20 protein-coding genes are annotated in these 25880 nt (G+C 64.6%); 8 read left to right on the top strand and 12 right to left on the bottom strand.

Annotation, left to right across the window (positions count from 1 at the left end):
* Positions 1-41: 41 nt before the first annotated feature.
* From ACIPV6_RS07505 to ACIPV6_RS07490, 4 genes are all read right to left on the bottom strand, one after another.
* Positions 42-1889 carry an FG-GAP repeat domain-containing protein gene (locus tag ACIPV6_RS07505; protein ID WP_400270273.1) on the bottom strand — a complete coding sequence of 616 codons (1848 nt, stop codon included), beginning with the start codon at positions 1887-1889 and terminating at the stop codon, positions 42-44.
* Between the two features lie 39 nt (positions 1890-1928).
* Positions 1929-4133 (bottom strand): FG-GAP repeat domain-containing protein, encoded by a 2205-nt coding sequence (locus ACIPV6_RS07500; protein WP_400270272.1) that lies wholly within the window; start codon positions 4131-4133, stop codon positions 1929-1931.
* Positions 4134-4290: 157 nt separating this feature from the next.
* Positions 4291-5433: an FG-GAP repeat domain-containing protein gene (locus ACIPV6_RS07495; protein ID WP_400270271.1), complete on the bottom strand. Its 1143-nt coding sequence runs from the start codon at positions 5431-5433 to the stop codon at positions 4291-4293.
* A 51-nt stretch (positions 5434-5484) separates the two neighbouring features.
* Positions 5485-6612, bottom strand: a complete 1128-nt coding sequence (locus ACIPV6_RS07490) for an FG-GAP repeat domain-containing protein (RefSeq protein WP_400270270.1) — start codon at positions 6610-6612, stop codon at positions 5485-5487.
* Between the two features lie 206 nt (positions 6613-6818).
* On the opposite strand from ACIPV6_RS07490, the gene ACIPV6_RS07485 reads away from it, so the two are divergent.
* Entirely contained in the window at positions 6819-7424 is a 606-nt protein-coding gene (locus tag ACIPV6_RS07485) for a TetR/AcrR family transcriptional regulator (RefSeq protein ID WP_397324630.1), read from the top strand.
* Between the two features lie 15 nt (positions 7425-7439).
* Here the strand turns inward: ACIPV6_RS07485 and ACIPV6_RS07480 are convergent, their stop codons facing one another.
* Positions 7440-7997, bottom strand: a complete 558-nt coding sequence (locus ACIPV6_RS07480; protein ID WP_400270269.1) for an alpha/beta fold hydrolase — start codon at positions 7995-7997, stop codon at positions 7440-7442.
* Between the two features lie 381 nt (positions 7998-8378).
* On the opposite strand from ACIPV6_RS07480, the gene ACIPV6_RS07475 reads away from it, so the two are divergent.
* On the top strand, positions 8379-9566 hold the full coding sequence (locus ACIPV6_RS07475; protein ID WP_400270268.1) for an NADP-dependent malic enzyme: 1188 nt from the start codon (positions 8379-8381) through the stop codon (positions 9564-9566).
* A gap of 98 nt (positions 9567-9664) precedes the next feature.
* Here the strand turns inward: ACIPV6_RS07475 and ACIPV6_RS07470 are convergent, their stop codons facing one another.
* A complete protein-coding gene (locus ACIPV6_RS07470) occupies positions 9665-11212 on the bottom strand; it encodes an alkaline phosphatase family protein (RefSeq protein ID WP_400270267.1) in 1548 nt (515 codons plus the stop codon).
* A 486-nt stretch (positions 11213-11698) separates the two neighbouring features.
* Between ACIPV6_RS07470 and ACIPV6_RS07465 the strand changes: the two genes are divergently transcribed.
* Positions 11699-12199, top strand: a complete 501-nt coding sequence (locus tag ACIPV6_RS07465; protein ID WP_400270266.1) for a DUF456 domain-containing protein — start codon at positions 11699-11701, stop codon at positions 12197-12199.
* Between the two features lie 113 nt (positions 12200-12312).
* Positions 12313-14193: an HNH endonuclease gene (locus tag ACIPV6_RS07460; RefSeq protein ID WP_400270265.1), complete on the top strand. Its 1881-nt coding sequence runs from the start codon at positions 12313-12315 to the stop codon at positions 14191-14193.
* Positions 14194-14255: 62 nt separating this feature from the next.
* On the opposite strand, the gene ACIPV6_RS07455 is transcribed toward ACIPV6_RS07460, so the two are convergent.
* Together ACIPV6_RS07455 and ACIPV6_RS07450 are read right to left on the bottom strand one after the other, a co-directional pair.
* Entirely contained in the window at positions 14256-15239 is a 984-nt protein-coding gene (locus ACIPV6_RS07455) for a polysaccharide deacetylase (RefSeq protein ID WP_400270264.1), read from the bottom strand.
* Positions 15240-15258: 19 nt separating this feature from the next.
* Entirely contained in the window at positions 15259-16800 is a 1542-nt protein-coding gene (locus tag ACIPV6_RS07450) for a purine-cytosine permease family protein (protein WP_400270263.1), read from the bottom strand.
* 108 nt (positions 16801-16908) lie between these two features.
* On the opposite strand from ACIPV6_RS07450, the gene ACIPV6_RS07445 reads away from it, so the two are divergent.
* The gene (locus ACIPV6_RS07445) at positions 16909-18378 is read left to right on the top strand and encodes a PucR family transcriptional regulator (RefSeq protein WP_400270262.1); all 1470 of its coding nucleotides are present in this window, start codon (positions 16909-16911) and stop codon (positions 18376-18378) included.
* A 93-nt stretch (positions 18379-18471) separates the two neighbouring features.
* On the opposite strand, the gene ACIPV6_RS07440 is transcribed toward ACIPV6_RS07445, so the two are convergent.
* Positions 18472-20097: an amino acid permease gene (locus ACIPV6_RS07440; protein ID WP_400270261.1), complete on the bottom strand. Its 1626-nt coding sequence runs from the start codon at positions 20095-20097 to the stop codon at positions 18472-18474.
* 66 nt (positions 20098-20163) lie between these two features.
* Entirely contained in the window at positions 20164-20931 is a 768-nt protein-coding gene (locus ACIPV6_RS07435; RefSeq protein WP_400270260.1) for an SDR family NAD(P)-dependent oxidoreductase, read from the bottom strand.
* Positions 20932-21170: 239 nt separating this feature from the next.
* On the opposite strand from ACIPV6_RS07435, the gene ACIPV6_RS07430 reads away from it, so the two are divergent.
* Together ACIPV6_RS07430 and ACIPV6_RS07425 are read left to right on the top strand one after the other, a co-directional pair.
* On the top strand, positions 21171-21962 hold the full coding sequence (locus tag ACIPV6_RS07430; protein ID WP_400270259.1) for a FadR/GntR family transcriptional regulator: 792 nt from the start codon (positions 21171-21173) through the stop codon (positions 21960-21962).
* The gene (locus tag ACIPV6_RS07425; protein ID WP_400270258.1) at positions 21959-22663 is read left to right on the top strand and encodes a cache domain-containing protein; all 705 of its coding nucleotides are present in this window, start codon (positions 21959-21961) and stop codon (positions 22661-22663) included. Before ACIPV6_RS07430 ends, ACIPV6_RS07425 begins: the two co-directional genes overlap by 4 nt.
* Before the next feature lie 101 nt (positions 22664-22764).
* Here the strand turns inward: ACIPV6_RS07425 and ACIPV6_RS07420 are convergent, their stop codons facing one another.
* Positions 22765-24171 carry an MFS transporter gene (locus ACIPV6_RS07420; protein ID WP_400270257.1) on the bottom strand — a complete coding sequence of 469 codons (1407 nt, stop codon included), beginning with the start codon at positions 24169-24171 and terminating at the stop codon, positions 22765-22767.
* Positions 24172-24288: 117 nt separating this feature from the next.
* A complete protein-coding gene (locus ACIPV6_RS07415) occupies positions 24289-24912 on the bottom strand; it encodes a GntR family transcriptional regulator (RefSeq protein WP_400270256.1) in 624 nt (207 codons plus the stop codon).
* 190 nt (positions 24913-25102) lie between these two features.
* On the opposite strand from ACIPV6_RS07415, the gene ACIPV6_RS07410 reads away from it, so the two are divergent.
* The gene (locus ACIPV6_RS07410; RefSeq protein ID WP_400270255.1) at positions 25103-25879 is read left to right on the top strand and encodes a FadR/GntR family transcriptional regulator; all 777 of its coding nucleotides are present in this window, start codon (positions 25103-25105) and stop codon (positions 25877-25879) included.
* Position 25880: the final 1 nt, after the last annotated feature.

Raw genomic sequence — 25880 nt, 5'->3', positions numbered from 1 at the left:
TTGACCGGCGGATTGATGTGAATTCGTGTACTCACGCAAGATCAGAACACTGCCGTCAGGTAGCCCCAACCGCTGCCGGGATCTTGTGTTTGGCGGTAGTAGCTGTAAAGTTCGGAGCCCATTTGCTCTGTCCTGAAGACGCCTTGGTCCGTGACGCTGAAGAAGTAGTTGTATGGGTCCGAAGTGTTGAACCCGCCCAAACCGCCCATGTAGCGGCTTGACGAGTAGTTGCCCATCAACGTTCTGGACCCCGCCCAGCCGCCTGTGCCGTTGGGGTAGTACGCATGGAGGCTGCCGTCGGTGCCGCGGGCCAGCAGGTCGGAGACGCCATCGCCGCTGAAGTCACCCGGGCTGAAGACCCTGTTGAAGCCGTTCCAGCCCTGTCCTACCTGCGAGGAAGGCAGCCAGCCACCACGGCCATTGCCGGGGTAGAGGAAAAGACGCCCCTGCGTATCCCGGGCAAGGACATCGCTGGTCCCGTCACCATTGAAGTCGCTGGCAGGGATGATTTCCGTGAAACCTGCCCAACCCGTTCCAACCACGGAAGAGCCAAGCCAGCCACCTTTTCCGTTGCCCCGGTAAAGCGACAACTGTCCGGACTTGTCCCGGGCCATGACGTCCATGTTCCCGTCACCGTCGAAGTCACCGGGAGACAGCAGCGCAGTGAAGTTGGCCCATCCCCATCCGATGTCCTTGCTGCCGCTGGCAAACGTGCCGTCGGTGCCGCCGGAGAAGAGCGTCAGAGTCCCGTTCGGCTTCCTCGTCAGTACATCGGGCCTGGAGTCACCATCGAAGTCGCGGAGCATGGACTGGTATCTGACCACGGTTGAAGAACCGGGGCTGGTGAGGAGGCCGACGATGCTGCCTGCGTAGCGAATGATGACCGCGACGCCGAGCGGTTTCCCTGCGTCCGACGGCTTCGGGGAATAGCTGGCCCTCGTGGCGCCCGGGATTGGCTCCGAGTTGTTCAGGAGCCATTGATAACTGAATGTCGGTTTGGCTCCAGCAGGAAGGCCCTTGATCGTGGAGGCGTCAAAACTGGCCTTTACTGTGCCTTTGACCATCGGGTACCCCGAGACCGCGGGGTTAGAAGCGCTGACCAGGTAAAACGGCTTGGTCTCGACCGTTTCCGGCAAATGCCCTGCTGCGAACGCTGTCAGCTTGAGGGTCAGGCCCGAACCCGTTCCGGCTACGCTCCGGGGGACTTCAAACCACCCCGAGTTCTCAAGAACGCCGTCGCGGAACCACTCGTAATCGTAGTCCGACGGCGGTGCGGCCCAGGTGCCGTGGCGGACTTCATACTGTGGCGAGGAGTAGCTGGATTCCGCAATGGTGAGCGATGGCGGCGTCTCGGCGGAGTTCGGGGCCAGCACTCTTGTGGGATTGTTCACCGTAAAATCCAGCGATTCCCAAGCGACGGGGAAGGGATAAGTATTGGTGCTCCCGCGGTAGTAGGCCACCTCCCGCCGCCATTCACCGTCGCTGTACGTGACGAAGACGCTTTGAAGAGTGTGGGACCCGTGGAACACGTCGGCGGGCAGCGTCAGGGTTGCGCTGGCAGTCAGGGGCCCTGCTGCCGGCGTTCCTGTCCACACAACCTTGTGTTCTGTGACCCGGGACCCATCCCTGTAATTGAATTCGACGCGTTGCGCCCGCTCGGCCAACTTGAACGTGAGCTGCACTTTGGCTCCGGGGGCTAGCGTCGCGGCAGACAGGCGCTGAACCCATGTCAACTTTGGAGCCTGTGGTTCCGCTGCTGAGGATGGTTCCGCTGCCATTAGGGGCACCGAGGCCAGCATGACGCCAGCCAGGGTGAGTCCCATCAGGACGGAAAGGGCTCGGAGCAGGAGAGGCTGGGGCCGGCGGCCCGCAGCATGGGTAGTGGTCAAGGTGTCCCCCGTGTCATGTTGTGTCGTTGCAGCCATGGCCTAGAAGACCGACGTAAATCCGCCCCAGCCCCAACCGATGGTTGCCTGGCGCTTGAGGGCTACGTGACCCAGTCCGTAGAACATGGTGAGCCGCCCGTCGGGATGTATTCCGTAGACTTCAGGCACTCCGTCACTGTCGAAATCGCCTGGTGCTCCGATTCTGCTGAATCCTTCCCAGCCGTAGCCTGCATAGGAGCTGAAGGCGTTTGGCGTCCAAGCGTTGTCGTAGAAGTAGCCGTTGCCCGCGCCGTTGTACATACGCAGGTTGCCTTGGCCGTCCCGCGCAAAGATGATGCGCGAATCGGGTGAAACGAAGGCATTGAATTCTTGCCAGCCTCCCTCTTGGTAGCCTCGGCTGAGCACGTAAGGGGTCAGGAAGCCGCCGCGGCCATTGCCGGGGTACACCCACATGATGTTGGACGCGTCGCGTGTGATCAGGTCGGCCGTGCCGTCGTTGTTGAAGTCACCAGGCGCCACTATGTCCTTCATGGAACCCCAGCCCTGGCCAACCTGGTAGGAGCGGAGCCAGCCACCCTGACCGTTGCCCTGATACAGGAAGAGCCTGCCTGCGCCATCCCTGGCCATGACGTCTACATTGCCGTCGCCGTCCCAGTCGCCCGGTGAAAACAGCGAGTTGAAGGTGTTCCAGCCTTGGCCGATTCGCTGTGCCGGCAGCCAGCCGCCGGACCCGTTACTGGGATAAAGCCAAAGGTTCCCTGCTCCGTCACGGGCAAAGATGTCACCGGTGCCGTCAGCATTGAACCCCTTGCCCCGGGTCTTGTCCGCCAGGGGGCCGACGAGGTCCACTACCTCAGTGGCAACCGATCCGGCGTCAAACCGTGCTGTCACTCCGGCCGTGATGATCTTGCCCTTATCAGCCAGGGACGGCCGGTAGTCCCGCGATGTTGCGCCCGGGATGGGAGTCCCATTGCGCTTCCAAACGTACGTGTAGGAAGGCTGTCCACCCTCCGGGTCCACCCCTGCCGGGCCGTGGTCAAGCCAAAGACGGCCTCCCACGCTGGCATCACCGGTGATCCGCAGGTTGCCGACCCAGACACGGCGCGGCATGGGCCCGAAGACGGTCGTCGCAGCGCTCGTCGGCAGATACCCCGGGGCGCGGACGGTCATCTTCACCCACACCAGGTTCCCGGGGTCCGTTGTCATGTTGGACTGGTAGGTATCGGCGTGGGCGTAGTCAATGGGCGTTCCGTTGCGGTACCACTGGAAGTCAGAGAAGGTGGGTTCGCCTGGCCATGTTCCCCGGTTGATCGAGAGTGTGGTGTTGTAGACAAGCTCACCCTGGATACTCGGAGCAACCGAGTAGGAGAGCTTTTTAAGAACTTTCGCCGGGTTGTTAACGGCGAAGTCGCCCGTGGAAAGAGCAGCTCGTGCCACGGAACCCACTGGAACCGGGGCAGTCCGTTCGAGGGTGCCGTCGCGGAGATAGGTGTCCTTGGCCCGGCCATCGAAGTAACTGACAACCACTCGATCCAGCGTGTAGGCACCGGAGGCCTGCGCTGCGGTAACGGCACCGCTCGCAACAACGGTCAAAGGACCGGGTGCTGGGTTGCCTGTCCACGCAAGCTCAAAGGTGGTGATCTCGGAAGCATCGCGGTAGATCAGCCGGACATCTTGGGCCAGTTGTGAGAGTTTTACCTGGACCTGGGCGTTTTGGCCGGGAACAAAGCTGGCCTTCACTGGCGTCAAGGCAGTAGGAACGGGCGCTGCATACGGAAGCAGCGGGTTCTTGATTTTGAAGTCCTGGGCAGCCGGGTCACCGAACGGAGACGTGCCCGTTCCCGGCGGGTAGACGCTGCCTCCGCGGTAGTAGACCTGGGACGCCCCCGCTGTGGTGATCACTTGGACAAAGCTGACCTCAATGGATCCGTTGGGCCATGACGAAGCCGAAGCGACTCCGCTGACCGTTCCACTCTTGCCGCCCGCGGCAGATGTCCAAGCGAGAGTATGTGTCCCGGCAGCGCTGTGAAGGCTTACTTCAACGCGCTTGACCGCGACGGACGTCGTGAACGCGAAGCTGACCGGGGCGCCGGCGTCGACGGTTGCAGCTGAGGTGCGGGCGAAACTCGAGAGGACCGGCGCTGCAGCGTGGGCCGGCACGGCCGGGGTCAACAGCATGGCCACCAGGGCAATAACCATCCCGGCAAGAAGCGTGCGGACAGGCGTAGACGCAGACAGAAAGCGCACAGGAGTGCTCCCCATGGTTCCCCCAATTCAGGCCGGCCACAGACAACCGGCGGGTGTAAGTGACTAGAGAGTACATGGAGGAATGAGAAAGCTGGGAATTCGCTGGCAAAATTTCACGGGAAAGACAAGTCAAGCCCGAAAAGCAACCGAAATCGGCTTAGAAAACTGCGTTGAACCCGCCCCAGCCCCAGCCGATGGCGCCGGAACCGTTCCAGCCGCCGTCGCCGTCGCCGTAGTAGGCCAGCAGTTGTCCGGAGCCGTCCACCGCGAAGACGTCCATGTTGCCGTTGCTGTCGATGTCGCCGGCGGCGGCGATGTTGGACAGGCTGCCCCAGCCCCAACCGATGGTGGCCGATCCGCTCCACCCGCCGCTGCCGTTGCCCTTGTAGAGGCGGAGGTTGCCAGAGGTGTCGCGGGCCAGGATGTCCACGTTGTCGTCGCCATTGAAGTCGCCGGGCGTGATGATCTGGTTGAGGACGTTCCAGCCGGTGCCCACGAGGGAGCGGTTCAACCAGCCGCCGGTGCCGTTGCCGGGGTACAGGTACAGGTTTCCGGACGAATCACGGGCCAGGACGTCGTTGCTCCCGTCGCCGTTGAAGTCGCCCGGGGAGACGATGGACGTGAACCCGTTCCAGCCGCTCCCGATCTGGCGGCCGGCGCGGAAACCGCCGTCGCCCGTTCCTTCGTAGAGGAAAAGCCGGCCGGAGGAGTCGCGGGCCAGGATGTCGTTGGTTCCGTCGCCGCTGAAGTCGCCTGGGGACAGGACGGTGGTGAAGCCGTTCCAGCCGGGTCCTACGGTGCGGGCCGATTCCCAGGCGCTGTTGATCCGTGGGTACATCATGAGTGTGCCGTCGGAGCGGCGGGCCAGCAGCTCGAAAGCGCTCCGCCCGGTGAAACCGTTGGCGCGGTGGGAAGCGGAGACGGGCGCTGTTTCCTCGCTGGAGACCTCCACGGGCTCGCAACCATTTTGGCTGGCCACGAGGTGGGCTGCGATGGTTGCTCCGCGGTCCGCTTCGGTCACCACGTAGTTCGGCCACTGCCTCGAAGAAAGGACTCCATCGCGGGTCCAGTAGATGCTGTAGTCGGGTCCGGCGGCCGCACCGCAACCGCTGAACGAGCCCTGCTCGATCTCGACCGTGAGGGTCGACCCGACGAACGGTGCGCCGTGCACCACCGGCTGGTCGGGGTCCATGGTTGCCATGGCGGGTGCGGGTGCGAAGGTGGCTGCCGCGACGATTGCGGCAGCGATTCCGGATAGCGCTCGGCGCACGCCGGACGTCGGGCGTGATGAAGCGTACATGGTGTCCTCCCCAGACTTTATGCGGTTAATGGTACCGCGGCTGGGATATACCTAGAAGATTGCTGTGAAGGCGCCCCATACGTTACCGGCCACTTCCGAGCCGCGCCACCCGGTCCTGCCATCGCTGTAATAGACCATCAACCGGCCCTGTTGGTCCACGCCGTAGACGTCCGGATTGCCGTCCTTGTCGAAGTCGCCGGCCGCCCCCGCAGCCTTCAACGTGTTCCAGCCGACGCCGATCAACCAAGAGCGCGTCCAGCCGCCGGCGCCGTTTCCGCCGTAGAAGTACAAGTAGCCGCTGCGGTCACGCGCCAGGATGTCCACTTTGCTGTCGCCGTTGAAATCGCCGGGTGTCAGGAGCGCGTCCATCACCTGCCAGCCCTGCCCGACGGCGGTTCGCGGCAACCAGCCACCGGAACCATTTCCGGGGTACAGATAGAGGGCACCGCCCGGTTCGCGCGCCAGAATGTCGTTGGTGCCGTCGCCGTTGAAGTCTCCAGGGCTGACGATGGAGTCGAAGATGTTCCAGCCCTTGCCGATGGTCTGTCCGGGCTTCCAACCCCCGGTTCCGTCACCCGCGTAGAGGTACAAAGTGCCTGCAGAGTCGCGGGCAATTACATCCGTCTTACCGTCGCCGTTGAAGTCGCCGGGGGAGAAGACGAGGGTGAAGATGTTCCAGCCCCAGCCCACGGTCCGGGGAGCGTTCCAGGCGTTTCCGGTGCGGCCGAAAAGAGACAGCGAACCGTCGGATCCGCGGGTCAGGAGTTCGAAGGACCGCCCAGTGAACCCGGCTGCGCGGTTGACGGATCCCACGGGCGCGGTCTCGTTGCTGTGGAGGGTTTCCCCGGAGCACGCGGTCTTGCTGGCGGTCAGGTGCGCAGCCATCCTTGAGCCGGCGTCGTCCTGCTGCAGCACGTAGTTCCTGCCCGTTTCCCCTGCCACGAGGAAGCCGTCACGGGTCCAGTAGATGCTGAAGTCCGGGCCCTTGCCGCCGCCGCAACCGTAGAACGTGTAAGGCCCGATGTCCGTGGTCAGCGTCTTGCCCACGAACGGTTGGCCGTTGACCACGGGATCGGGTCCGTTGCTGGGCGCGGCCGACGCCGGCAGGGGACTAAGTGCCATGGCCGCCAATGCGGCGCCCGTCAGCGTTGCCGCCACCCGCCGTCGTACGTTCCCCATCTGTGTTCCTCCCGTGTGCAGACTTGAAACCTCACTGAAGTTTAGGGGCACGCTTGGGGGAATCCTTGGAACGCTGCGTAAGCCTTGTTCGCGGCGGCATTCAGGAAACGGTCATTTTGCTCCCGTATCATTGATCCGATCGGCCAGCCGTGGGTTCCATCCTCGACCGGCCGCTTCCTTGCCAGCTTCCCAAGAGATCGCCGGAGATGTCTGCAGCAAATTCACTGGAACCGTACTCCCTGGATCTGACAACAGGGCTGCCCCGCATGGCTGCCGCGCCTACCACTCCGCGGCAGTTGTTGCGCTATGCCCGCATCCTGAAGACCGCGGCCGGGTTCGCGCAGCGCCAGTTCGATACGCTGAGCCTGTCCGATGTCGCGGCGCGGGCTGATGTGCCCCTCGGCACCCTGTACCGCTACTTTCCCTCTACGGCGCACCTCATGCTGGCCGTGTACCGGCAGCAGTTGCGGGAACTGCGCGACGGCGTCCGGCAACGCCGGGGCAAGGGCCAACTGGCGGGCCTCATGATGGAGATTTTCCACCTGCGCGTCATGCAGCCCGGAGTTGAACACTGCCTCATCCGCCCTGCGGGCAAGGACACGGATACCGCCCAGTTGCTGCGCGAGATCGATTCCCTGTCCCAGGAAGTGGTCGGGTCCCTGAGCGAGGATTCCGGCAAGGACCCGGTGAAGGCACGCATCCTGTTGCATCTGGTGAGCGGCCTGGTCCAGGCCGTCCGCTGCCGGAGGCTGTCCCTCTTCGAAGCCGAGAAGGACCTCAAGAAGGCCTGCAGCCTGCTGACCGGAGAGTGACTGGCCCGCCGGTGGTCAGCGGCTAAGGAACTGCCGGATGGCCTGCGCGGCCTTCTCTTTGCCGGTCCCAATCCACAGCAGGTGGGAGGGCGAATCCAATTCCACCAGCGTGCGGCGCGGCAGGCGGGACAACTGGGCCATCATCAGCCCAAGGCCGATGTCCGTGCGGACCAGTGCCCACGTGATCCGTTCCACCCACGGCGAGAAAACCACCGGCCCCATCAGGGTCTCCGCGCGCGAGTCCGGATACGGCAGCGTGGATGGGGCGCAGCTGTGCAGGACCAGGCGCTGGGCCTGGACGCCGTGGTCGCCGGCAACTGCCATCGCCTGGAGTCCTCCGAAGGACACACCAACCACCACAGGGTTGGTAATCCCTTGGTCGAGGCACACTTCCCGCACCAAGGGCGCGAACTCGCTTGCGGTGAGGTCACCGACGTCGGTGGCGCCGTAGCCGGGCCGCGAGAAGGAGAGGACTCCGAGGCCGCGATCCGTGTAGAAGCTCCAACCGCAGTCGCTCACGGCGGAGCAGTGCCCGCCAGGGAAGAAGAGGACGTAGGGCTGGTTTCCTGGCACGGTGGCTATCTCCACCGGGCCTCGGGAAGTTGGAACCATTATGCGTTTGGCCACGGACGTCATTCTGCCTCACGGTCGGCGGCCCTGGACCTCATGAGAACTGCAGCCTGGGTGGTGGTCTAGACCGATGGGTGTCAAAATGGCCTGTTTTGGCGTGAGATGAATCACATATTTGGTTGGTTGAACGTTTTACTCTCGAATCGTCTCTTTAGGTATTGAATCTTGTACCCCTGTAGCTTGCCTAGGCTGGAAATACCGAAGCGGCTAGCAGCCCATACCTGCAGACTCACCGCCGGGCCAGCCACCCTTGGCCCGAACCGCAGTTCTGTTCCTGCCATTCACCACGCCGTGGGTCCACGGCTAGCCTGAGGAGACAAAGACGTGTCCATTGAGACAACTGAAGCCACTGAGAACCTGGTCCTTACCGAAGAGGAAATCTTCAAAGCCCACGAGGGCGGCAAGCTGACCGTTTCCAGCACGGTACCCCTGAACGACAAGCGCGACCTTTCCATCGCGTACACCCCCGGCGTTGCACAGGTCAGCCGCGCCATCCACGCCGACCCCAAGCTTGCCCGCACCCACACCTGGGCCGAGCGCCTGGTCGTGGTGGTCAGCGACGGCACCGCAGTCCTGGGCCTGGGCAACATCGGCCCCAGCGCCTCCCTGCCGGTCATGGAGGGCAAGTCCGCTCTCTTCAAGACCTTCGGCGACCTCGACTCCATCCCGCTGGTGCTCAACACCACCGACGTTGACGAGATCATTGAGACCCTGGTCCGCCTCCGCCCGAGCTTCGGAGCCGTGAACCTCGAGGACATCTCGGCACCGCGCTGCTTCGAACTCGAAGAGCGGCTCATCGAGGCCCTGGACGTCCCGGTCATGCACGATGACCAGCACGGCACCGCCGTCGTAGTCCTTGCAGCCCTGACAAATGCCGCCAAGGTGACCAACCGCGCCATCGAGGGCCTGAAGGTTGTTGTTTCCGGCGCCGGTGCGGCAGGCATCGCGATCGCCGAGATTCTCCTGGCTGTGGGCGTCGAGGACGTCATCCTGCTCGATTCCAAGGGCGTCATCAGCGCGGACCGGGCGGACCTGGTTGCCGACTCCGGCAGCGTCAAGGCCCGCTTCGCCCAGCGCACCAACCCCCGCGGCGTTACCGGCGGACCCGCCGAGGCCCTCACCGGTGCAGACGTCTTCGTTGGCGTTTCCTCCTCGAAGCTCGCCGAAGAGCACCTGAAGCTGATGAACGATCAGTCGATTGTCTTCGCGCTCTCCAACCCTGACCCCGAGGTCCTGCCCGAGGTCGCCCGCAAGCACGCGGCCGTTGTTGCCACCGGCCGCAGCGACTTCCCCAACCAGATCAACAACGTTCTGGCCTTCCCGGGTATCTTCCGCGGTGCACTGGATGCCGGCGCCCGCCGCATCACTTCGGAGATGAAGATCGCGGCTGCCCGTGCCATCGCCGAGCTGGCCGCGGAGGATCTCTCTGCGGACTACATCGTCCCGAGCCCCCTGGATGCCCGCGTGGCACCCGCCGTTACCGCGGCAGTTGCCGCAGCCGTGACCGAGTAGCGCTCACCTACGCAAGACCGACGACGGCGACGCTCCCTTTCCGGGGGCGTCGCCGTCGTTCTTGGTTTCCGGCCGTGACCTGGTTCCCGAATGAACCGTCAGCAGTCCAGGGTTACCTGGTCCACCGTCCAGAAGGCGCTGTTGGTTCCGGTGTAACGGAAGCTGAGCTGCGCCCTCTTCGCTCCCTTGGGCACCTCGACTGCCAGCCTCTCGAAGCCGTTGAAGTTGGCGGTGTATTGCTTCACCAACCGACGGGGGCCGCTGTCGAAACCGATGAACACTTCGCCGCTCTGGGGTCCGTCGATCCTGTAGTTGGAGGCGAAGGAAAGGGTTGCGGTCTTGCCGCCCTTGACCTTGTATTCGGGGCTGATCAGGGTGGAATCGAACTGCCCTGGTGCGTGCGCCTTGTCATCCCACTCGTCCGAATCCGCGACGGCGAAAACGTTGCGGTTGCGGACACTGGTCTCCCGCCCCTGGTTGCGGTCGGTGTTGCTCCAGAACTCGTCCGTGGCAAAGGACCAGCCGCGCCACTCGGTGACGCCACCGGCCGGCATGGCGGAGTTGTCTATGGTCCAACCTTGGGGAGCGGTGGTGGTCCAGCCCTTCACGTCGGCGCCGGGCGCCGTTTCATCCACGCGCGTTTGGAGCCGGTCCCGGAGCTGATCGAAGTCGTCGGCCTGGAGGTCTGCGATGGCCTGCCCGTCCAGGTTCCAGTCCTGCTCGGTCGCAACACCTGAGTGCTTGAGCACGGTGGGCGCGATGTCCGTGATCTTCACATCGTTCCGGGTGCTTCCGGCCCGGATGCCTTTGCCTTGGGCGATCACGAACGTCTGCCGTTCGGCAGGGGTGCTGCCGCCATGGCCACCCGTGGGGGTGTGGCCGTGGTCCGCCGTGACCACGATCAACCACTCCTCGGACTTGTACGTTGGCCGGCTCTTCACTGCGTTGAGGATTTCGCCCACCTGGCCGTCCGCCGTGCGCAGAGCGGCGGCATACTCGGGCCGCTCGGTCCCGTAGGAATGGCCGGCGCCGTCAACCTCGTCCAGGTGGATGAACGTGCTGTCCGGGTTGCCGTTGGCGAGGTAGTCCACGGCCTTCGCGGTGGTTCCGGCGTCGTTTCCACCGGCAATCCGGAGATCCACCTTCTCGCCGAAGACCTTCTGTGGGATGGGGGACCATGTGCCCACCACCAGCGTCGAGGCGTTGGACCTGGCGGTCTCCAGGCGGCTCAGGTAATCCGGGTACTGGGCGTAGTTGGGTGCGGTGAAGTTGTTGTCCACCACGTTGTGCTTGTCCGGCCAGACGCCCGTGGCGATGCTGGACCAACCCGCTCCCGACACCGTGGGAGCCATGGGGTTGGCGAAGAGGTTGCTGGTGGCGGTCATGCCGGAATCCATGAGCCCTTGGACGTTGGGCATCCCGGCAGGCGGAAACTTCGCGATTGCTGCGCCGTCGAGTCCGATGACCAGTGTCTTCTTGCGTTGGCTTCCATCGGGAAGCCCGTCGTACGCGCCGGCCGTGTTTGCGTGGGGTGCTTCGGCTGGTGCTGCGGTTGCCGCTGGGGGCAGTACGACGGCGGCTGCCAGGGTGAGTGCGGCCGTTGCCATGGCGGTGCGGAAGGGGCGGAAGGGGTGGACGTTGTCCAAGGCTTCTCCAAGTGCAGGTGGGTGGCCGGCGACGGTCGCCGCCGGGGGTACGCCTCCTACCCTGCCGCGAGGAGTCCCGGACAATCAAGCAAAATCGCATGTTGTATATACAAGTTTGTGGCAAGTTAATCTCCAGTTTTCTTTGGGCTTGCGTTCTGTCGGCGTGCTGATCGACGCTCGCTGGTTGGAGTTGTTCATACAAGACTTCTCTGGGTGTGTATGGAGTTGCCATGCAAGCCTGGGAGGCCTTGGGTGCGCCGCGTCGGGTGCCGCGATGCGGCCGGGCGGGCCTGGGCTCCCGCCGTTGCCCGGGCGGGCCTGGGCTCCCGCTGTTGCCCGGGCGGGCCTGGGCTCCCGCTGTTGCCCGGGCGGGCGCCTGCGTTCCCGGTGTTGCCCGGGCGGGCGCCTGCGTTCCCGCTGTTGCCCGGGCGGGCGTGGGCTCCCGCTGTTGCCCGGGCGGGCGTGATGCTTCCCTAGACTGGGGCCATGAACGCCGAACTGATCGTGACCATCCTCTGCGGCTTGGCCATAGCCGTGGGTGTCGCCGGGGTCATCATCCCCATCCTGCCCGGGAGCATCCTTATCGGGTTGAGCCTGCTGGCGTGGGCCCTTTGGGGTGGTGCTGGTGTTGTGGGTTGGGTGGTGTTCGGCATCGGACTGGTGTTTGTCGTCGCGGGGATGGCGGCCAGTGCCGTGTTGACCGGACGCAAGCTGAAGCAGCACGGGATTCCCAACCGATCTGTCCTGGTGGGCGTGATTGTGGGCGTCGTGGGGATGTTCGTCATTCCTGTTGTGGGACTGTTTGTCGGCTTCGCGCTTGGCCTGTTGTTGAGTGAAGTTGCCCGGACCCGGGACTTCCGCTCGGCGGTCCGATCGAGCGTTGCTGCCCTCAGAGCGACGGGCATCGGCATCCTGGTGGAGTTCGCCCTGGCCTGCGCAGCGGCAACTACGTGGGTGATCGGCGTGTGGGTCAATGCGGTGACCTGATTTATCCTCGGATCCCAAAGCCGTTGTTGGGGTTTGCGGCTGATTCGTCGGTGTTTTCCACATAGGCCAGTTGGGGTCTTATTCCGGCGTTCCTGCGCTGGAAGAGTCGGTGCATGGACGGGATTTCGGGGCATTTGGGTGGTGGCGTTCGTGCCGCTGCGGGCGGTGCTGCTGCCCTCGCCCCTGGGCCTTCCGCTTCCGTGTCTCCGGTCGCTGGGGCCGGTTCGTCGCAGCCTGCTGTTCCTGATTGTGAGGTGTCTTCCGCCGGCGGGGATCTGGTTTCTGTTGCGAATTTGATTGCTGTAGTGGGTGCGCTGGAGCCTGCGGGTGACAGTGGGGTGTTGGTGGGTTTGTTGCGGGGTTTGGAGGATTTGAAGTCGGCGGTGGTGGCGGCGCAGGCGAGGGTGGCTGTGGCGTTTGATGTGTCCCAACGCAGGGAGCAGGCCGCGGCGGGCGTGCCGGTTGCGGAGCGGGGTAGGGGTGTGGGGGCGCAGGTGGCGTTGGCGCGTCGGGAGTCCCCGAACAAGGGGGCCCGGTTATTGGGGTTGGCGAAGGCGTTGGTGGGGGAGATGCCGCGGACGTTGGCGGCGTTGGAGTCCGGGCAGTTGAATGAGTGGCGGGCGACGTTGTTGGTGCGGGAAACGGCGTGTTTGTCGGTGGAGGACCGGTGCGCGGTGGATGAGGAGTTGGCTGCGGATACGGGTACGTTCGAGGGTGCCGGGGACCGGCGGATTGTGGCCGCGGTGAAGGCTGCGGCGTATCGGCGGGACCCGGGGTCGGTGACGCGGCGGGCGGCGTATGCGGTGAATGAGCGGACTGTGGGGTTGCGTCCGGCGCCGGACACGATGACGTATTTGACGGCGTTGTTGCCTGTGGCGCAGGGGGTGGCGGCGTATGCGGCGCTGACCCGGGTTGCGGGGACGGCCCGTTCTCAAGGTGATGCCCGGTCCAAGGGGCAGATGATGGCCGATACTTTGGTGGAGCGGCTCACCGGCACCCCGGGCGGTGCCGCCGGGGTGCACTTGGAACTGGTGATGACTGACCGGACCTTGTTGCAGGGTGATAGTGAACCGGCGAGGTTGAAGGGTTACGGCATCGTCCCGGCCGGCTGGGCCAGGGAGCTGGTCAAGCACGGCCCCGGCAACGGCCCGGGAACACGCGCCGGGCAGGAGACGGGCAGCGACCCGGCCACCCGCGCCGGGCGGGAGACGGGCGGCGACCCGGCCACCCACGCCGGGCGGGAAGCCAGCAATGGGACCGACCGGCCACCCGGGCCAGCCGGGCATGCCGGACACGAAGCGATCGGCGGTAGGACTGCCGGCGACTGGCAGGAAGCAGCCGGCGGCAGGGCTGCAGGTGCCGCGCAGGCCGCGACCCAGCAACTGGGCGTGGCTGCCGCGAGTGAGCCTGTTGCCGGTGATGACTCAGGGCTCCAGTCCGATTTCGACGTGTGGATCCGGCGGCTGTACACGGCGCCGGGGACCAACGAGCTGCTGGCCACTGATTCCAAGGCCAGGCTGTTCCCCAAGGGGATGCGCAGGTTTATTCAGACCCGTGATGACACGTGTCGCACACCGTACTGTGACGCGCCCATCCGCCACTACGACCACGTCCTGCCCTGGCACTCCGGCGGAAAAACCACTCTGGCCAACGGCGCAGGGCTGTGCGAAGCATGCAACCACACCAAAGAAAACCCCGGCTGGAACACCAAGCAACTCCACGATGCGCACAAGGTGGACCTGACAGCTCCGGCGGGTGGCGCAGCCCCGGCGGGTGGTGCGAGGCAGTCGCTTCAGCCACGCAGGGTCGGCCAGTCCACCCAGCGAAAGCAAACAGTCCTGTCCGGCCAGCCCGGCCGGACCTTCGAAATACAGACACCCACCGGCCACCGGTACACCTCCATATCCCCACCACTTCCCGGTTACTTCCAGGAGGCCGTCCCTCTGGCAACGGTGGACCGCTTCACCCCGATGCCAGACGGGGCATCGAGGTGAAGGGTGGTTGGCATCGGGTGTTCGTGCGCGGCTGCGTGGCGTTCCGCACTGCGTTGATCCGTCTAGCCGAGCGCCGGAACCTTGACCTGGGCCGGGCGGAACGTCGCCCCGGCTCCGGGGAACAGCGGTACGTCGATCCTTGCGAGAGTGTGGATCTCCTGGACTGAGGCCTTGGTGTGGGCAGCGATCTCAGCGAGGGTGGTGACCCACATGCCGTCGAGACCTTTCACCCGCTCGATCAATTGCTCCAACGCGACTGCCCTGGACGGCCTTCCGGAGATGAACGGGTGGTTGGTCAAGACGAAGCAACTGCCCTGGGCATGGTGGGCCTCGGCTTCAAGCGTCCACATTTCCAGGGCCTTGGCAGGGCTCTCGATCACACCGCTGCCGGTGACACCAGGGTAGAAGCCGTATTGCTCCCAGTCGTCGAGTGCCCAGTCGACGGGAATCTCTACGATGTCCCGAGAGTCACTGTCGTCCGGGGAGCCACTGCCGTCCCGGGCGCCACCATCGGCGACGGCCAGGCGGTAGGGGGCGTCGCCGTCGAGCAGGCTCGAATCGTAGAGGAAGCCGCGGTCCGCCAGCAGTGCCGGGGTGTGCCAGTTGAGCTCCCACCAGGGAGCCCGATAGCCGAGGGGTCGGACTCCGGCAACCTTGTCCAGTGCCTCCAGTCCGCGGTCGAGGTAACTGGCTTCCGTTGCGGCGTCGATGCCTTGCATGGGCTCGTGCAGGTATCCGTGGTGGGCGATTTCGTGGCCGCCGTCGGCGATCCGGCGGACGATGTCCGGGTAGCTCTCCGCCGTAAACCCGGGGATAAAGAACGTGGCCTTGATGTCCTGGCGGTCCAGGATCTGCAGCAACCGCGGCACGGCGATCCTCGGACCGTAGGACTGGTGGCTCATGAGCGACATCCGTCGGGTGCTGGTGGGGTCGTGGGCGATGGTGCAGGATTCGGCGTCCACGTCGAAAGTGAACGATGCGGCGGCCTTGAAGCCTTCCGGCCAGGCGATCGGATGCAGGGAGTCTGCGAATGCGGGCATATTCATGAGGTGTCCTTCGCAGTAGTCAGGCTGCCGGTTCCGGCGTGGAAGCAGGCGCGGGCTGGGTGGCTGAGACGTGGTTGGAATCTGCCAGCAGGAACTTCCGGTGGGCCTTCGGTCCCAGGAAGGCGTAGGCGGCGGCGCTGGTCAGGCCACCGGCCAGCCAGGACAGGTCCCAGCCGCCCAGGGCCACGGCGATGGGTCCCTGCATGATGGGGATCAGGCCGTACATGAAGAGCCAGGTGGCGAAGATGCCTGCGAGGAGGGACGCGATACCGGCCCAGTTGACGACTGGCAGTCGGTGGGTGCCCACGGGATCGAAGAGTCGCTCCACCTTGGCCGGCCAGCGCTTCTCGAGCCAGAAGTAGTGCACCAGCATCACGCCGCCCCAAGCTGCAACCCACGCAACCAGGCCGATGAGCCAGGCGTCCAGCACGGCGGCGAAGTCCTCTTGGAAGATGAAGAAGATGACGGCCGCCAGGGAGAAGACGCCCACGAAGAGGTTCAGCTTGCGCCGGTTGATGTTGATGTCCAGGGCCTGGGTGGCCACGGAGAACGTGTAGATATTGAGGATGTTCGTGGCGATAGGTCCATGCAGCACCATGAGGAGGACCGGCAACGCGAGGACGCCGAAGTTCTGCACGATCAGCTTGCCTGGATCGATTTCGCCGCTGTTGGTGGCCAGGCTGGCGCCGAGGACGCCGAGCCAGACGACGGGGATGAACTGGCCAAGGACCGAGGCGAGGTACACCTTGCGCTTGGGGACCGAGGTGCTGACGAAACGGGAGTAGTCGGCCGCATAGGTGAACCACGTGATGCCCCAGCCGATGCCGATGGCCGTCATGACCGCACTCATGGCTGCAATACGGTCCGATCCCGTCAGGATGTTGCCGGCGGGCCCGGCGTAGCCCCAATCGATCTTCATGCCGAACCAGGCCACGGCGGACATGACGGCGAGAATAAGGATGGTGGGCGGAACGGTCCAGCGCTCGAAGGCCGCGATGGCCTTGTAACCGAACCAGGCGATGGCCACCTGCGCGGCCATGATTGCCGTGGCGACGCCGATCTTCCATCCGTAGTTATGGGCAGCGGGGTCCACCCACCCAAGGGTTCCGAAGAGGGCCATGACCAGGTCAAGGATGATCCAGGTGTTGACCGCGCACCAGCCGATCACCAGGAGTGCCTGGATGGCCGCCGGGAGGTAGTTGCCGCGTCGGCCGAAGGCGGCGCGGGCAAGGACCATGCCCGTGGCGCCGGTTTTCTGGCCGAGGAGGACAAAGCAGCCGAAGAGCAGCATGCCAATGAGGTTGCCAAGCACCAGGACTGTCACGGTATCCGCGAAGCCCAAGCCCAGGTGGATGCCGAGTGCGCCGAGTACCCAGTTGATCGGCGCAAGGTTGGCGCCTGCCCAGATCCAGAATTGTCCGGACACCCTGTGGGTGCGGTCCGATTCGGGGATGGGTTGCAGCCAGGCTTCGCTGTCGTGGCCCGGCGCCGTTGCCGGACCTGACTGCGCGTGGCCAGGGTCAGCTGGTTCCGAATGCGCGGGGGAGAGGTTGTCTTGCATGGGGAGAGCCTCCGTGTGTGAAAGGGACACTCTCAGATTATGTGCGCCACATCACAGCAACAAGATACGATGTGTCTAAAGAGGTTCCACAAAGAGTGACGGAGTGTCATGTCAATTCTCCTGGGCGAAGCGCTCGCGTATCCAAGCCTCAAGGCCGCCGAACCCCTGCTCCTCAACGACGTCGCCGGAGCGTTGGACCGGCCCGTGCGCTGGGTCCACTCCAGCGAAGTCCTGGACATCGCACCGCTCCTGAACGGCGGCGAACTGCTCCTCAGTGGTGGGCAAGCGCTCGCAGGAGTCACAGCAGAGCGCCAAGCAGGGTACGTCCGCGAACTGGCGGCACGGGGAATCTCGGCGCTCGCACTGGAAACAGGACCGGCCCTGACCGGCGTCCCGCAAGCAATGCTGGACGAGGCCCAGGCGGCTGGCCTTCCCGTCATCGAGTTGCGCCAAGTGGTCCCGTTCGTGGGCGTGATGCAGGAAATCAACTCGCTCCTGGTGAGCGAATCGGTGGAGCAACTCCAGCGCGGCGACCAGGCGAGCCACGCCATGGCTGCCGAACTTGCCCACGGCGGCGGACTGGACCAATTGCTGGCTGTCCTGGCCGGGAAGGCGGGCGTCGGCGCGCGGCTGGTATCGCCGTCGGGCCTGACACTGGGCGCCTCGGGTTCGATGGTTATGGACGACGTCGGCTCCGTCACCTCTGTGGACGTGCCGGTGCGGGGTGTCCTGGCGGCGCGCCTTGAGTTGCATGTGCCCGACGACGGTGACAGCGGCCTGGCGCGCGTGGCGGGGGAGCGGTCCGTGGACATCCTGGGGCTGGCCCTCATGCAACGCATGCCGCCGGGCTTGAAGGAACTTGCCGGAACCGAACTCATGCGCGCCATCAAATCCGGCAGTCAGCCGTGGCAGCTGCAGCAACTTGGTCCGGCCGCGGGCTTCCCTGCGGACGGTGCGGTGGCCGCCGTCGTGATCCGTACTTCGGGTGCTGGGCACCTGCGTTCCGCCGTGGACGATGTGCTGAACCGATGCGTCACGCACAGCGCGAGCTATGCGGACAATGCTGAGCTGATCGGCCTCGCGGCCCTGCCAGCCGACGCCGGGGCTGCACGGACTGCGCTGCTCGAAGGGCTGCGTGCCCTGGATGTGCCTGCGGGTTCTGCGCTTTCCGTGGGGCCGCTGGGGAAGGGGATCGAGGATGCGCCATGGTCGCTCGCGGAGGCGAGGCGGACGCTCGACCTGCCGTTCGTCGGTGCCGGAGTGGCGGATGCAGAGGCCTTCGCCGTTGAGCTGCTCGCGGGAGAGTCGCTGGACCCGGCCACCCGCGAAGGATTCGTGCAGCGGCAGTTGGGTGCCGTCGTCGAGCATGACCGCTTGAGGCGATCCGGGCTCTTGGCGACCCTGACCGTCTGGCTCGATTCCGGATGCAACACGGCCCAGGCAGCGCGCGAGCTGCATCTGGAGCGGCAATCCATGCACCACCGGCTGCAGCGGATCTTCGAGCTGTGTGGCGGAGATCCGCGCGGTACGGGCCGGCTCGCTGCGCTGCATCTGGCCACCCGGCTGGCGAGGTTGTAGCTACCGTAACGCGAAATCGCGGGTCAACTGCCTGGACGCCGTTGCTGAACGGCGAAGTGGACAGGTGACCCGCGAAACGGATGGCTGGTACGGCTAGGCGTCCACTCCGTCCCGCTCGCGGTGCGGGTGATCATGCTCGTGCTCGATCTCCAGCTCATCGGCCGAAGTGAGGCCGGTGGGCAAGTCCACGGTGTGGCGCGGGCCGGTGTACGTGTTCTTCACCCGGAGCTGCCACGCCAGCCAGAGGACCAGCAGGGTTCCGCCCACCACCAACGGGGTGTAGTTGACGTACTTCCACTCGAACGCCGGGTTCCACGGCACGCCGCCCGGGGACGTGGGCATGACGGCGATGACGGTGGTGATCACGATTTCCACGACGGCGATCACGCTCAGCCACTTGTAATGCCGGCCAAGGTGCCACGCTCCGCGCTGGAAAGCCGAGCCCTTGCGGAGCCGCTGGAAGATCGGGATGGCGAAGGCCAAGTACAGGCCCACGACGCCGATGGAGACAACCGCGTTGAAAGCCACCGGAACGGGTGCACCGTTGATGTCCACTTCCACCAGGGCAGGCAGGGTCAGGACGATCGCCAAGACAGCAACCAGCGCAACGCTGTACAGCGGCACGCCGCTCTTGTTCAGCCGCGTCCAGAAGCGTGCACCAGGCACGGCGCCGTCGCGGCTGAAAGCGAAGAGCATGCGCGTGGTGGAGGTCATGCAGGCCATGGCGCAGAAGCACTGTCCAACCGTGGAAATGACCAGGACCGCACTCACCCATGGCCCGCTCAGCGCCTGGTTCAGCACCGTGACCACGCTGCCGCCGCTGGCCGAAACAGCATCTGCGTCCTGCACCGCGAAGAGGATGCCCAGCAACAGGATCCAGCCGCCGATTGCCGAGTAGAGGATGGCCTGCCAGATGCCGTTTGCCGCGGAGTTGGAGGCGCCCTTGGTTTCCTCGGACATATGGCACGAGGCGTCGTATCCGGTGACGGTGAACTGCGGCAGGATCACGGCCAGCGGAAGGACCAGGAAGATGAAGCCGGCACCGGTGGTATCGCCGTCGAACCAACCGGTGTTGTTGATTCGCTGGGTAAAGACGTCGGCGATGCTCGCGTGGCGCTCGGGCACGAAGATGATGATGGCGATGATGGCCACGGTGCCGATTACGTGCCACCACACGGAGATGTTGTTGAAGATGGCCAGCAGGTGGCTCGAGAAGATCGAGAGCAGGGTCACCACAACCAGCACGCCAATGAAGATCAGGAACACCCTGGTCAGTGAATAGCCCGCGGCCCATTCTTCGCTGAATGAGGACAACGTGACGTCGATGAAGGTGGCGCAGCCATAGGAGACCGCGGCGACAATTGCCAGCAGTCCCAGGAAGTCGAGCCAGCCGGTGAAATAGCTCGACTTGAGGGATCCGAGCTTGGCGGCCCAGTAGTACATTCCGCCGGACGTGGGCATGGCCGAAACCAGCTCACCCATGCAGAGACCCACAACCAGGATCAGGGCGCAGACCACCGGCCAGCCCCAGCTGATGGCCATGGGGCCGCCGTTGTTCCAGCCGATGAAGAAGCTGATGAAGGGGCCGCTGAGGATAGAGATAACGGAGAACGAAATAGCGAAGTTGGAGAAACCTGACCACGAACGCTTGAGCTCGGGCTTGTAGCCGAGGTTGGCGAGCAACTCGTCGTCGGAGCTTTGTGTTGGGGTAGCTGGCATGGCTATGGTCCTTGGGGTGGGAGCCGGTGAGTTGGGTGTTGCCCGGCGGGTGTGGCCGCCGGGTGGCTACATTGAGGTGAGGCCTCCATCGATGGGGAGCAGTTGTCCGGTGATGTACCTGGCGCCGTCCGATGCCAGGAAAACGACGGCCGGGGCGATATCTTCCGGGGTTCCTTGGCGTCCCAGCGGTACCTGGCGGTCCACCAGTTGGTCCAGTTCGTCGGTGGCCAGGTGGCCGAGGACGGGATCGTTGAAGCCTGTCTCGATCCAGCCAGGGCAAACGCCGTTGACGCGGATGCCGTGCTCCGCGTACTCGATGGCGAGCTGGCGGGTGAGGTTGACCAGCGCTCCCTTGGAAGAGTTGTAGGCCACCAGGTCCGGCTCGCCGATGAGCCCGGACACGGACGCGGTGATGACGATCGCGCCAGACTTTTGCGCGATCATTTGCGGCAGGACGGCCCGGACAGTGAGGAAGGTCCCGCGGACGTTGACGGTAAACGTCTTGTCCCACTCATCCAGTGTCTGCGTCAGGGCTGTTCCGGCCATGAGGACACCGGCGTTGGCGTGGACGATATCCAGCCGGCCGTGGGTGCGGACAATGTCATCCACGACGGCGGCCATCGCCTTTTCGTCGGTGACGTCGGCGATCGCGGCGTGGGCTTCGTTGCCGGCGGCCTTGATGAGTTGCTCCGTTTCCGCAGCCCGGCCGAAGTCGATGTCCGAAGCCACCACCAGGGCCCCTGCTTCTGCCAGGGCAAGCGCGCTGGCGCGGCCAATGCCGTGGCCGGCTCCGGTGACCAGTGCTACCTGGCCGGTGAGGGGGAGAGTGTTCATGGATACCTCCGAAGGCTGTGCTTTGCGTTCTTGGTGCCAGCGACGGCGGCGCTCAAAGCCCCGTTACGTGATGTGGCTCACGTGTGCTGCAACGGGCACAACTCTAGGGGAGCGTTGCGATTGGATCAATAGTTTTTAAATTTAAATGTTTATTTCCTACATCCCTGGGTTGCGGAGGCTGTACGCTAAAACTCACCATTAACTGTTTTTCCGGTTAGCCGGAGGAGGAAGCGGCAGCGATGAGCGAAGCGCCTACTATCGACGGCGGCTCCGTTTCCATCCGTGCGCTGGAAATGGCCGCCCAGGTCCGGCCGACCGGATCGGACGCGGGCCGCGCGGAACAAGTGACCCAGCAGCTTGAGAGCGCAATCGGCCTGGGCTTGCTGAATCCCGGGGAGCGCCTGCCTCCCGAAGCCGTCATGGCCGAGCACATGGGTGTCTCTCCGCTGACCCTCAGGCAGTCCCTCGCCGTCCTTCGCAGCAAAGGCCTGTTGGGGACGCGGCGCGGACGGGGTGGTGGCAGCTACGTCACTGGATCCCTGCCCGTCCAGGAAGCGGACATCGCGCGGGAGCTCCGTGCCCGCAAGAGCGATGACCTGCGGGACCTCATTGACCTTGCGGCCCTGACCGCCGGCTCCGCAGCCCGCCTGGCATCCAAGCGCTCGGATGAGCAGGACGTGCGGAGGCTTCGAAAGCTGGCCCAACGCTTCGCGTCCTCCACCGAGCAGCACATGCTGCGCCAAACCGATGCCAGGTTGCACATTGGCCTGGGGGTTGCAGCCCAGTCGCGAAGGCTGACGACGCACCTCATCCAAATCCATGCCGAGCTGGCCCCGCTCACGTGGGGCGAGTTGTGGGTGAAAGAACAGGCTGCGGCCGTCCGGGACCACGGGCACCTCCTCGACGCGATCGAGCAAGGCGATGCCGGGGCTGCAGAGGATCTGGCGATTGCCCATTTTGAACGGGAAGGCGCACTGATCATCAACCAGCACCTGGACATCCTGACCACCGACCTGGCAGGTTCGCGATGAGTTCCCTCGCAAACGTCCTGGCGTTGACCGCGGCGTCCGTGGGGCAGCAACTGGAGCGCGTCTTCGAGGATCTGGAGCTCGTGGCGGACGAGGCATCACGGCTCTGTTCCCACGCCGACACATCGCGGGGCGTCCTCGAGGGCCTTAAGCCCGTGGTTCAAGGCATGGTGGACCGCCAGGGCGGACTGGTGGACAGCGCCGGTATCTCCGTAGTGCCCGGACTGCTGGACGACGCGGACACCTGGCACCAATGGTGGAGCCTCGTCAAGGGAAAGCTCCTCTTCATTCCCCACAACCTCAATCCCGCATCAGTGAATTTCTACGACTACACGGATATGACCTGGTTCGAGCGGCCACTTGCTTCCGGCAACCCGGAGCTCATCGGTCCGTACATCGACTTTGGTGGCGCGGACATGAAGATCGTGACAGCTTCGCGGCCCGTGCTGGTGGGTGCGGAAACCGTTGCCATCGCCGGCGCGGACCTGTCCATGGAGTTCATTGAGCGGGAATTCCTGCGGGGCTTGGGACGAAGACCGGAACACGTTGCCCTGCTGACCGAATCCGGCAAGGTGGTGGCTTCCAACAGTGCACGGTTTGCGCCGGGAACCCGCTTTGAAGGGGACGGAAGTGGTTCGGCGGCCGTGCCGGTGGCCGTTGCCGGCCTTGCCGCGCCACCCTGGCATGTGATCTCGGCCAAGTAGCCTGCGGTGCGCGTAAGTTCCGTAACGCGAAATCGCGGGTCCACTACCCGTGACGCCGTAAATGAACAGCGAAGGAGCAGTGGACCCACGGATTGGAGGGACTAGACGGTTTCGCGGGCCGGTGCCTTCTCCTCGGCTGCGGACTCGCCGCCGGGCTGTGCTGTACGCTCGCCGCCAGCTTGGGCCAGCGTCATGCCGCGGGTCTCTTCAGCAAGGAAGAGGCAGAGGAAGAATCCGGCGGCGGTGACCACGGCTGCGATCACCATGGTGGGGCCAATGCCCCAGGCGTCGATCGCGAACGGTAGCCCGAAGGTGCCCAGCGCGGCGCCGATCCTGCTGGCGGCGGTAGTGATACCGACGGCGCTCGCCCGGACGTTGGTGGGGAACAGCTCGCTCGGGTAGGCCCATTCGAGGATGCTCGGTCCGCCGGAGAAGAGAGCGTAGGCGCAGAAGCAGGCAATGATGACCCCCACGGGAGCCGACGGTGCGAACCCGAGGATGAAAAGCGGGATGGCCATCAGGGCGAAGCACCAGATGATGAGCGGGCGGCGGCCCCACGTCTCGATCAGTTTGAGGGCAGGGATGCAGCCGGCCAGGAAGACGAGGTCGATCACTACGGAGCCCAGGTTGGAGGCGTTGCCGTGGCCCAGTCCGAAGGACGCAAGGATGGTGGGGCCGAAGGTGTAGATCGCGAACAGCGGACCTACCTGCAGGGTGTAGAAGCCGCTGCAGAAGACGATGCGCTTGAGGTAGGGACGCTGGAGGAGGACCCGGAGGTTGACCTTGCCGGTTTCCGCGGCGGGCTTGGCTTCCGACTCGAAGACCAGGTGCTCGACGCTGAGCTGGTCCGCGAGGGCTGCCCGGAGGGAGGCCTTTGCTTCTTTGGTCCGGCCGTGATGGAGGAGCCAGCGGGGAGATTCGGGGGTGCCCAGTCGGACGAGGAGGACGATGGCACCCAGGAATGCGGACGAAACGAGCATCCAACGCCATGACTCGCCGCCGAAGAGTTCGAACATGGCGTAGCCCACCAGGGATGCCAATGCTGCGCCGATGAACCAGCCCACCTGGAGGACGCCGAGCATTTGGCCCCGGCGTTTCCGGGGCAGCCATTCGGCCAGCAGGGAGTTGGCGATCGGGTAGTCGGCGCCGATGGCCAGGCCCATGATGAAGCGGGCGATGATGAGCTGGGTGGGGTCCTGGACGAAGAACTGCAGGACCGAACCGATGACCAGTACCCACAGGTCGATGGTGTACATGAGCTGGCGGCCGATGCGGTCGGTCAGCGGGCCCAGGAAAACGGCTCCAAGGAAGATGCCCACCAGCGCTGATGCACCGATGAGGCTGGTTTCCAGGGCGCTGGTGTTGAAGTCGGCGGAAATGCCGATGAGGGCGATGGCGATGATGCTGAGGATGTAGCCGTCCAGAATGGGGCCGCCCATGCAGGCGGCGACAAGTTTCTTGTGGAACCGCGTGAAACGCGCTTCATCAATGGCGACGTGGATGTCCATTGAGCTCCTTTGACATGCGGGCGAGTGATTGCCCGTGATCCTGTCAACAGCCTGACGACAGTTGATATATCAAAGACTGGGATGTGATCCACCACACGGTCAATGATTATTCGAGTGTTACCGCTGGCTTGCCACGAAGTCGTTGAAATTGTGGACGTGGGCGTCCATCAAGGACTGGCTGAGCGTGGCGTCCTTGGCCAGGATCGCGCGGGCAATGCCGGCCAGTTCCCGGGTCTGCTCCACGACTGGCGGGCGTCGCTCAAGGATCTGTGACCAGATGCGGGTGGAGAGGTGGGCGTAGCGGACCAGCGTATCCGCGAGATGGACGTTGCCGGCGATCTCGTAAATCAGATGGTGGACCGCCAGGTTCAGGCGCATCAACTCGTTCTGGTCCACTGCCCGGCTGTCCAGGGAATCAAGGAGGGGGAGGAGCTCCTGCAACTTGTTGGCTCCGTCTGGCCGGATGTTTCCTGCGGCCAGCCCCGCCGCCAATGGCTCCAGTGCCTGGCGGATCTGGGCCACTTCGAACAGGTCGGTCAGGTTGATGGGAGCGGCGAAGGAGCCCTTCCGTGGTTGCGTAACGACGAGCCGTTCGCTCTCGAGCTTGCTGAGCGCCTCGCGGATGGGGGTGCGGCCCATCTGCATTTCCTTGGATAGCTGGGACTCGTTGATGGCCTCATTGGGGCGGATGTCCAGCGTGATGATCCGGTCCGCGATCACCCTGTAGGCGAGGTCGGCCAAAGATTCGATGAGCTGCTCACCCCGTTCCGATTTAGGCTCAGGAACTCAATGTACCGGCTGGCGCCGGGTTGGCGTGCGCGGGGGATAATGTGAACGCTTACGTACCTCCGGTAAATGTGAAAAGATTCAAGGAAATAGCGAATGGGCCGGTGCCCTCGCCGCCCCGAATCGGCCAAAGGAGGGTCCGTCCATGGAGAGTACGGCGCTCTCGACCCGTGCCCTTGACCTGCTGCTCTTGTTGCGCGGCAGCGAGCCCGAAGGCCTTGGCCGGGCTGACCAGGTGTCCTACCAGATTGAAACCGCCATCCTGATGGGAATCCTGACGGAGGGTGACCGGCTTCCCACGGAATCGGTGCTCGCGGCGGAGCTTGGCATTTCACCGATCACCTTGCGCCAGTCGCTGGCGGCGTTGCGGACCAAGGGCCTGATCGAAACGAGCCGTGGACGCAGTGGGGGCAGCGTCATCCGGGGCCAGATCGAGCTGACGGACACCCAGCTCCAGCGGAAACTCAAGGAGGCCAGCACAGAATCGCTTCGCGACCTGGGTGATCTCGGCGCTGCGGTTTCCTCCATGTCTGCCAGGCTGGCGGCCAGCCGCGCCGACGCCCAGAATGTGGCCCACCTTGACGAACTGGTGAAGCGCCATCGGGATGCCACGGATACGAGGACCCAGCGCCGCCTGGACAGTCGTTTCCATGTGGCCATCAGTGTGGCGGCGCAATCGAGCCGGCTGACGTCGGCTTCCCTCCAACTGGAGGCCGAACTGATGACGCTCTGGTGGGGTCACCCGGAGGAAGCCGGGCATCTGGAAGCGCTTGTTGAACAGCATCTGGCCATCCTGGACGCGATACGTGACCGTGACGCTGACCGCGCGGGGGCCGCTGCCGAGCGCCATTCCCGGACCGAGACCGAGTACCTGATAGCCCAGCACCTGAGATTGACGATGGAGTCCGACGGAAGTGCATGAC

Source organism: Paenarthrobacter sp. NPDC089988 (assembly GCF_044748465.1).
GTDB lineage: Bacteria > Actinomycetota > Actinomycetes > Actinomycetales > Micrococcaceae > Arthrobacter.
Note: the sequence above shows the minus strand (reverse complement) of the source record. Positions and strands in the feature narration are given on the sequence as shown.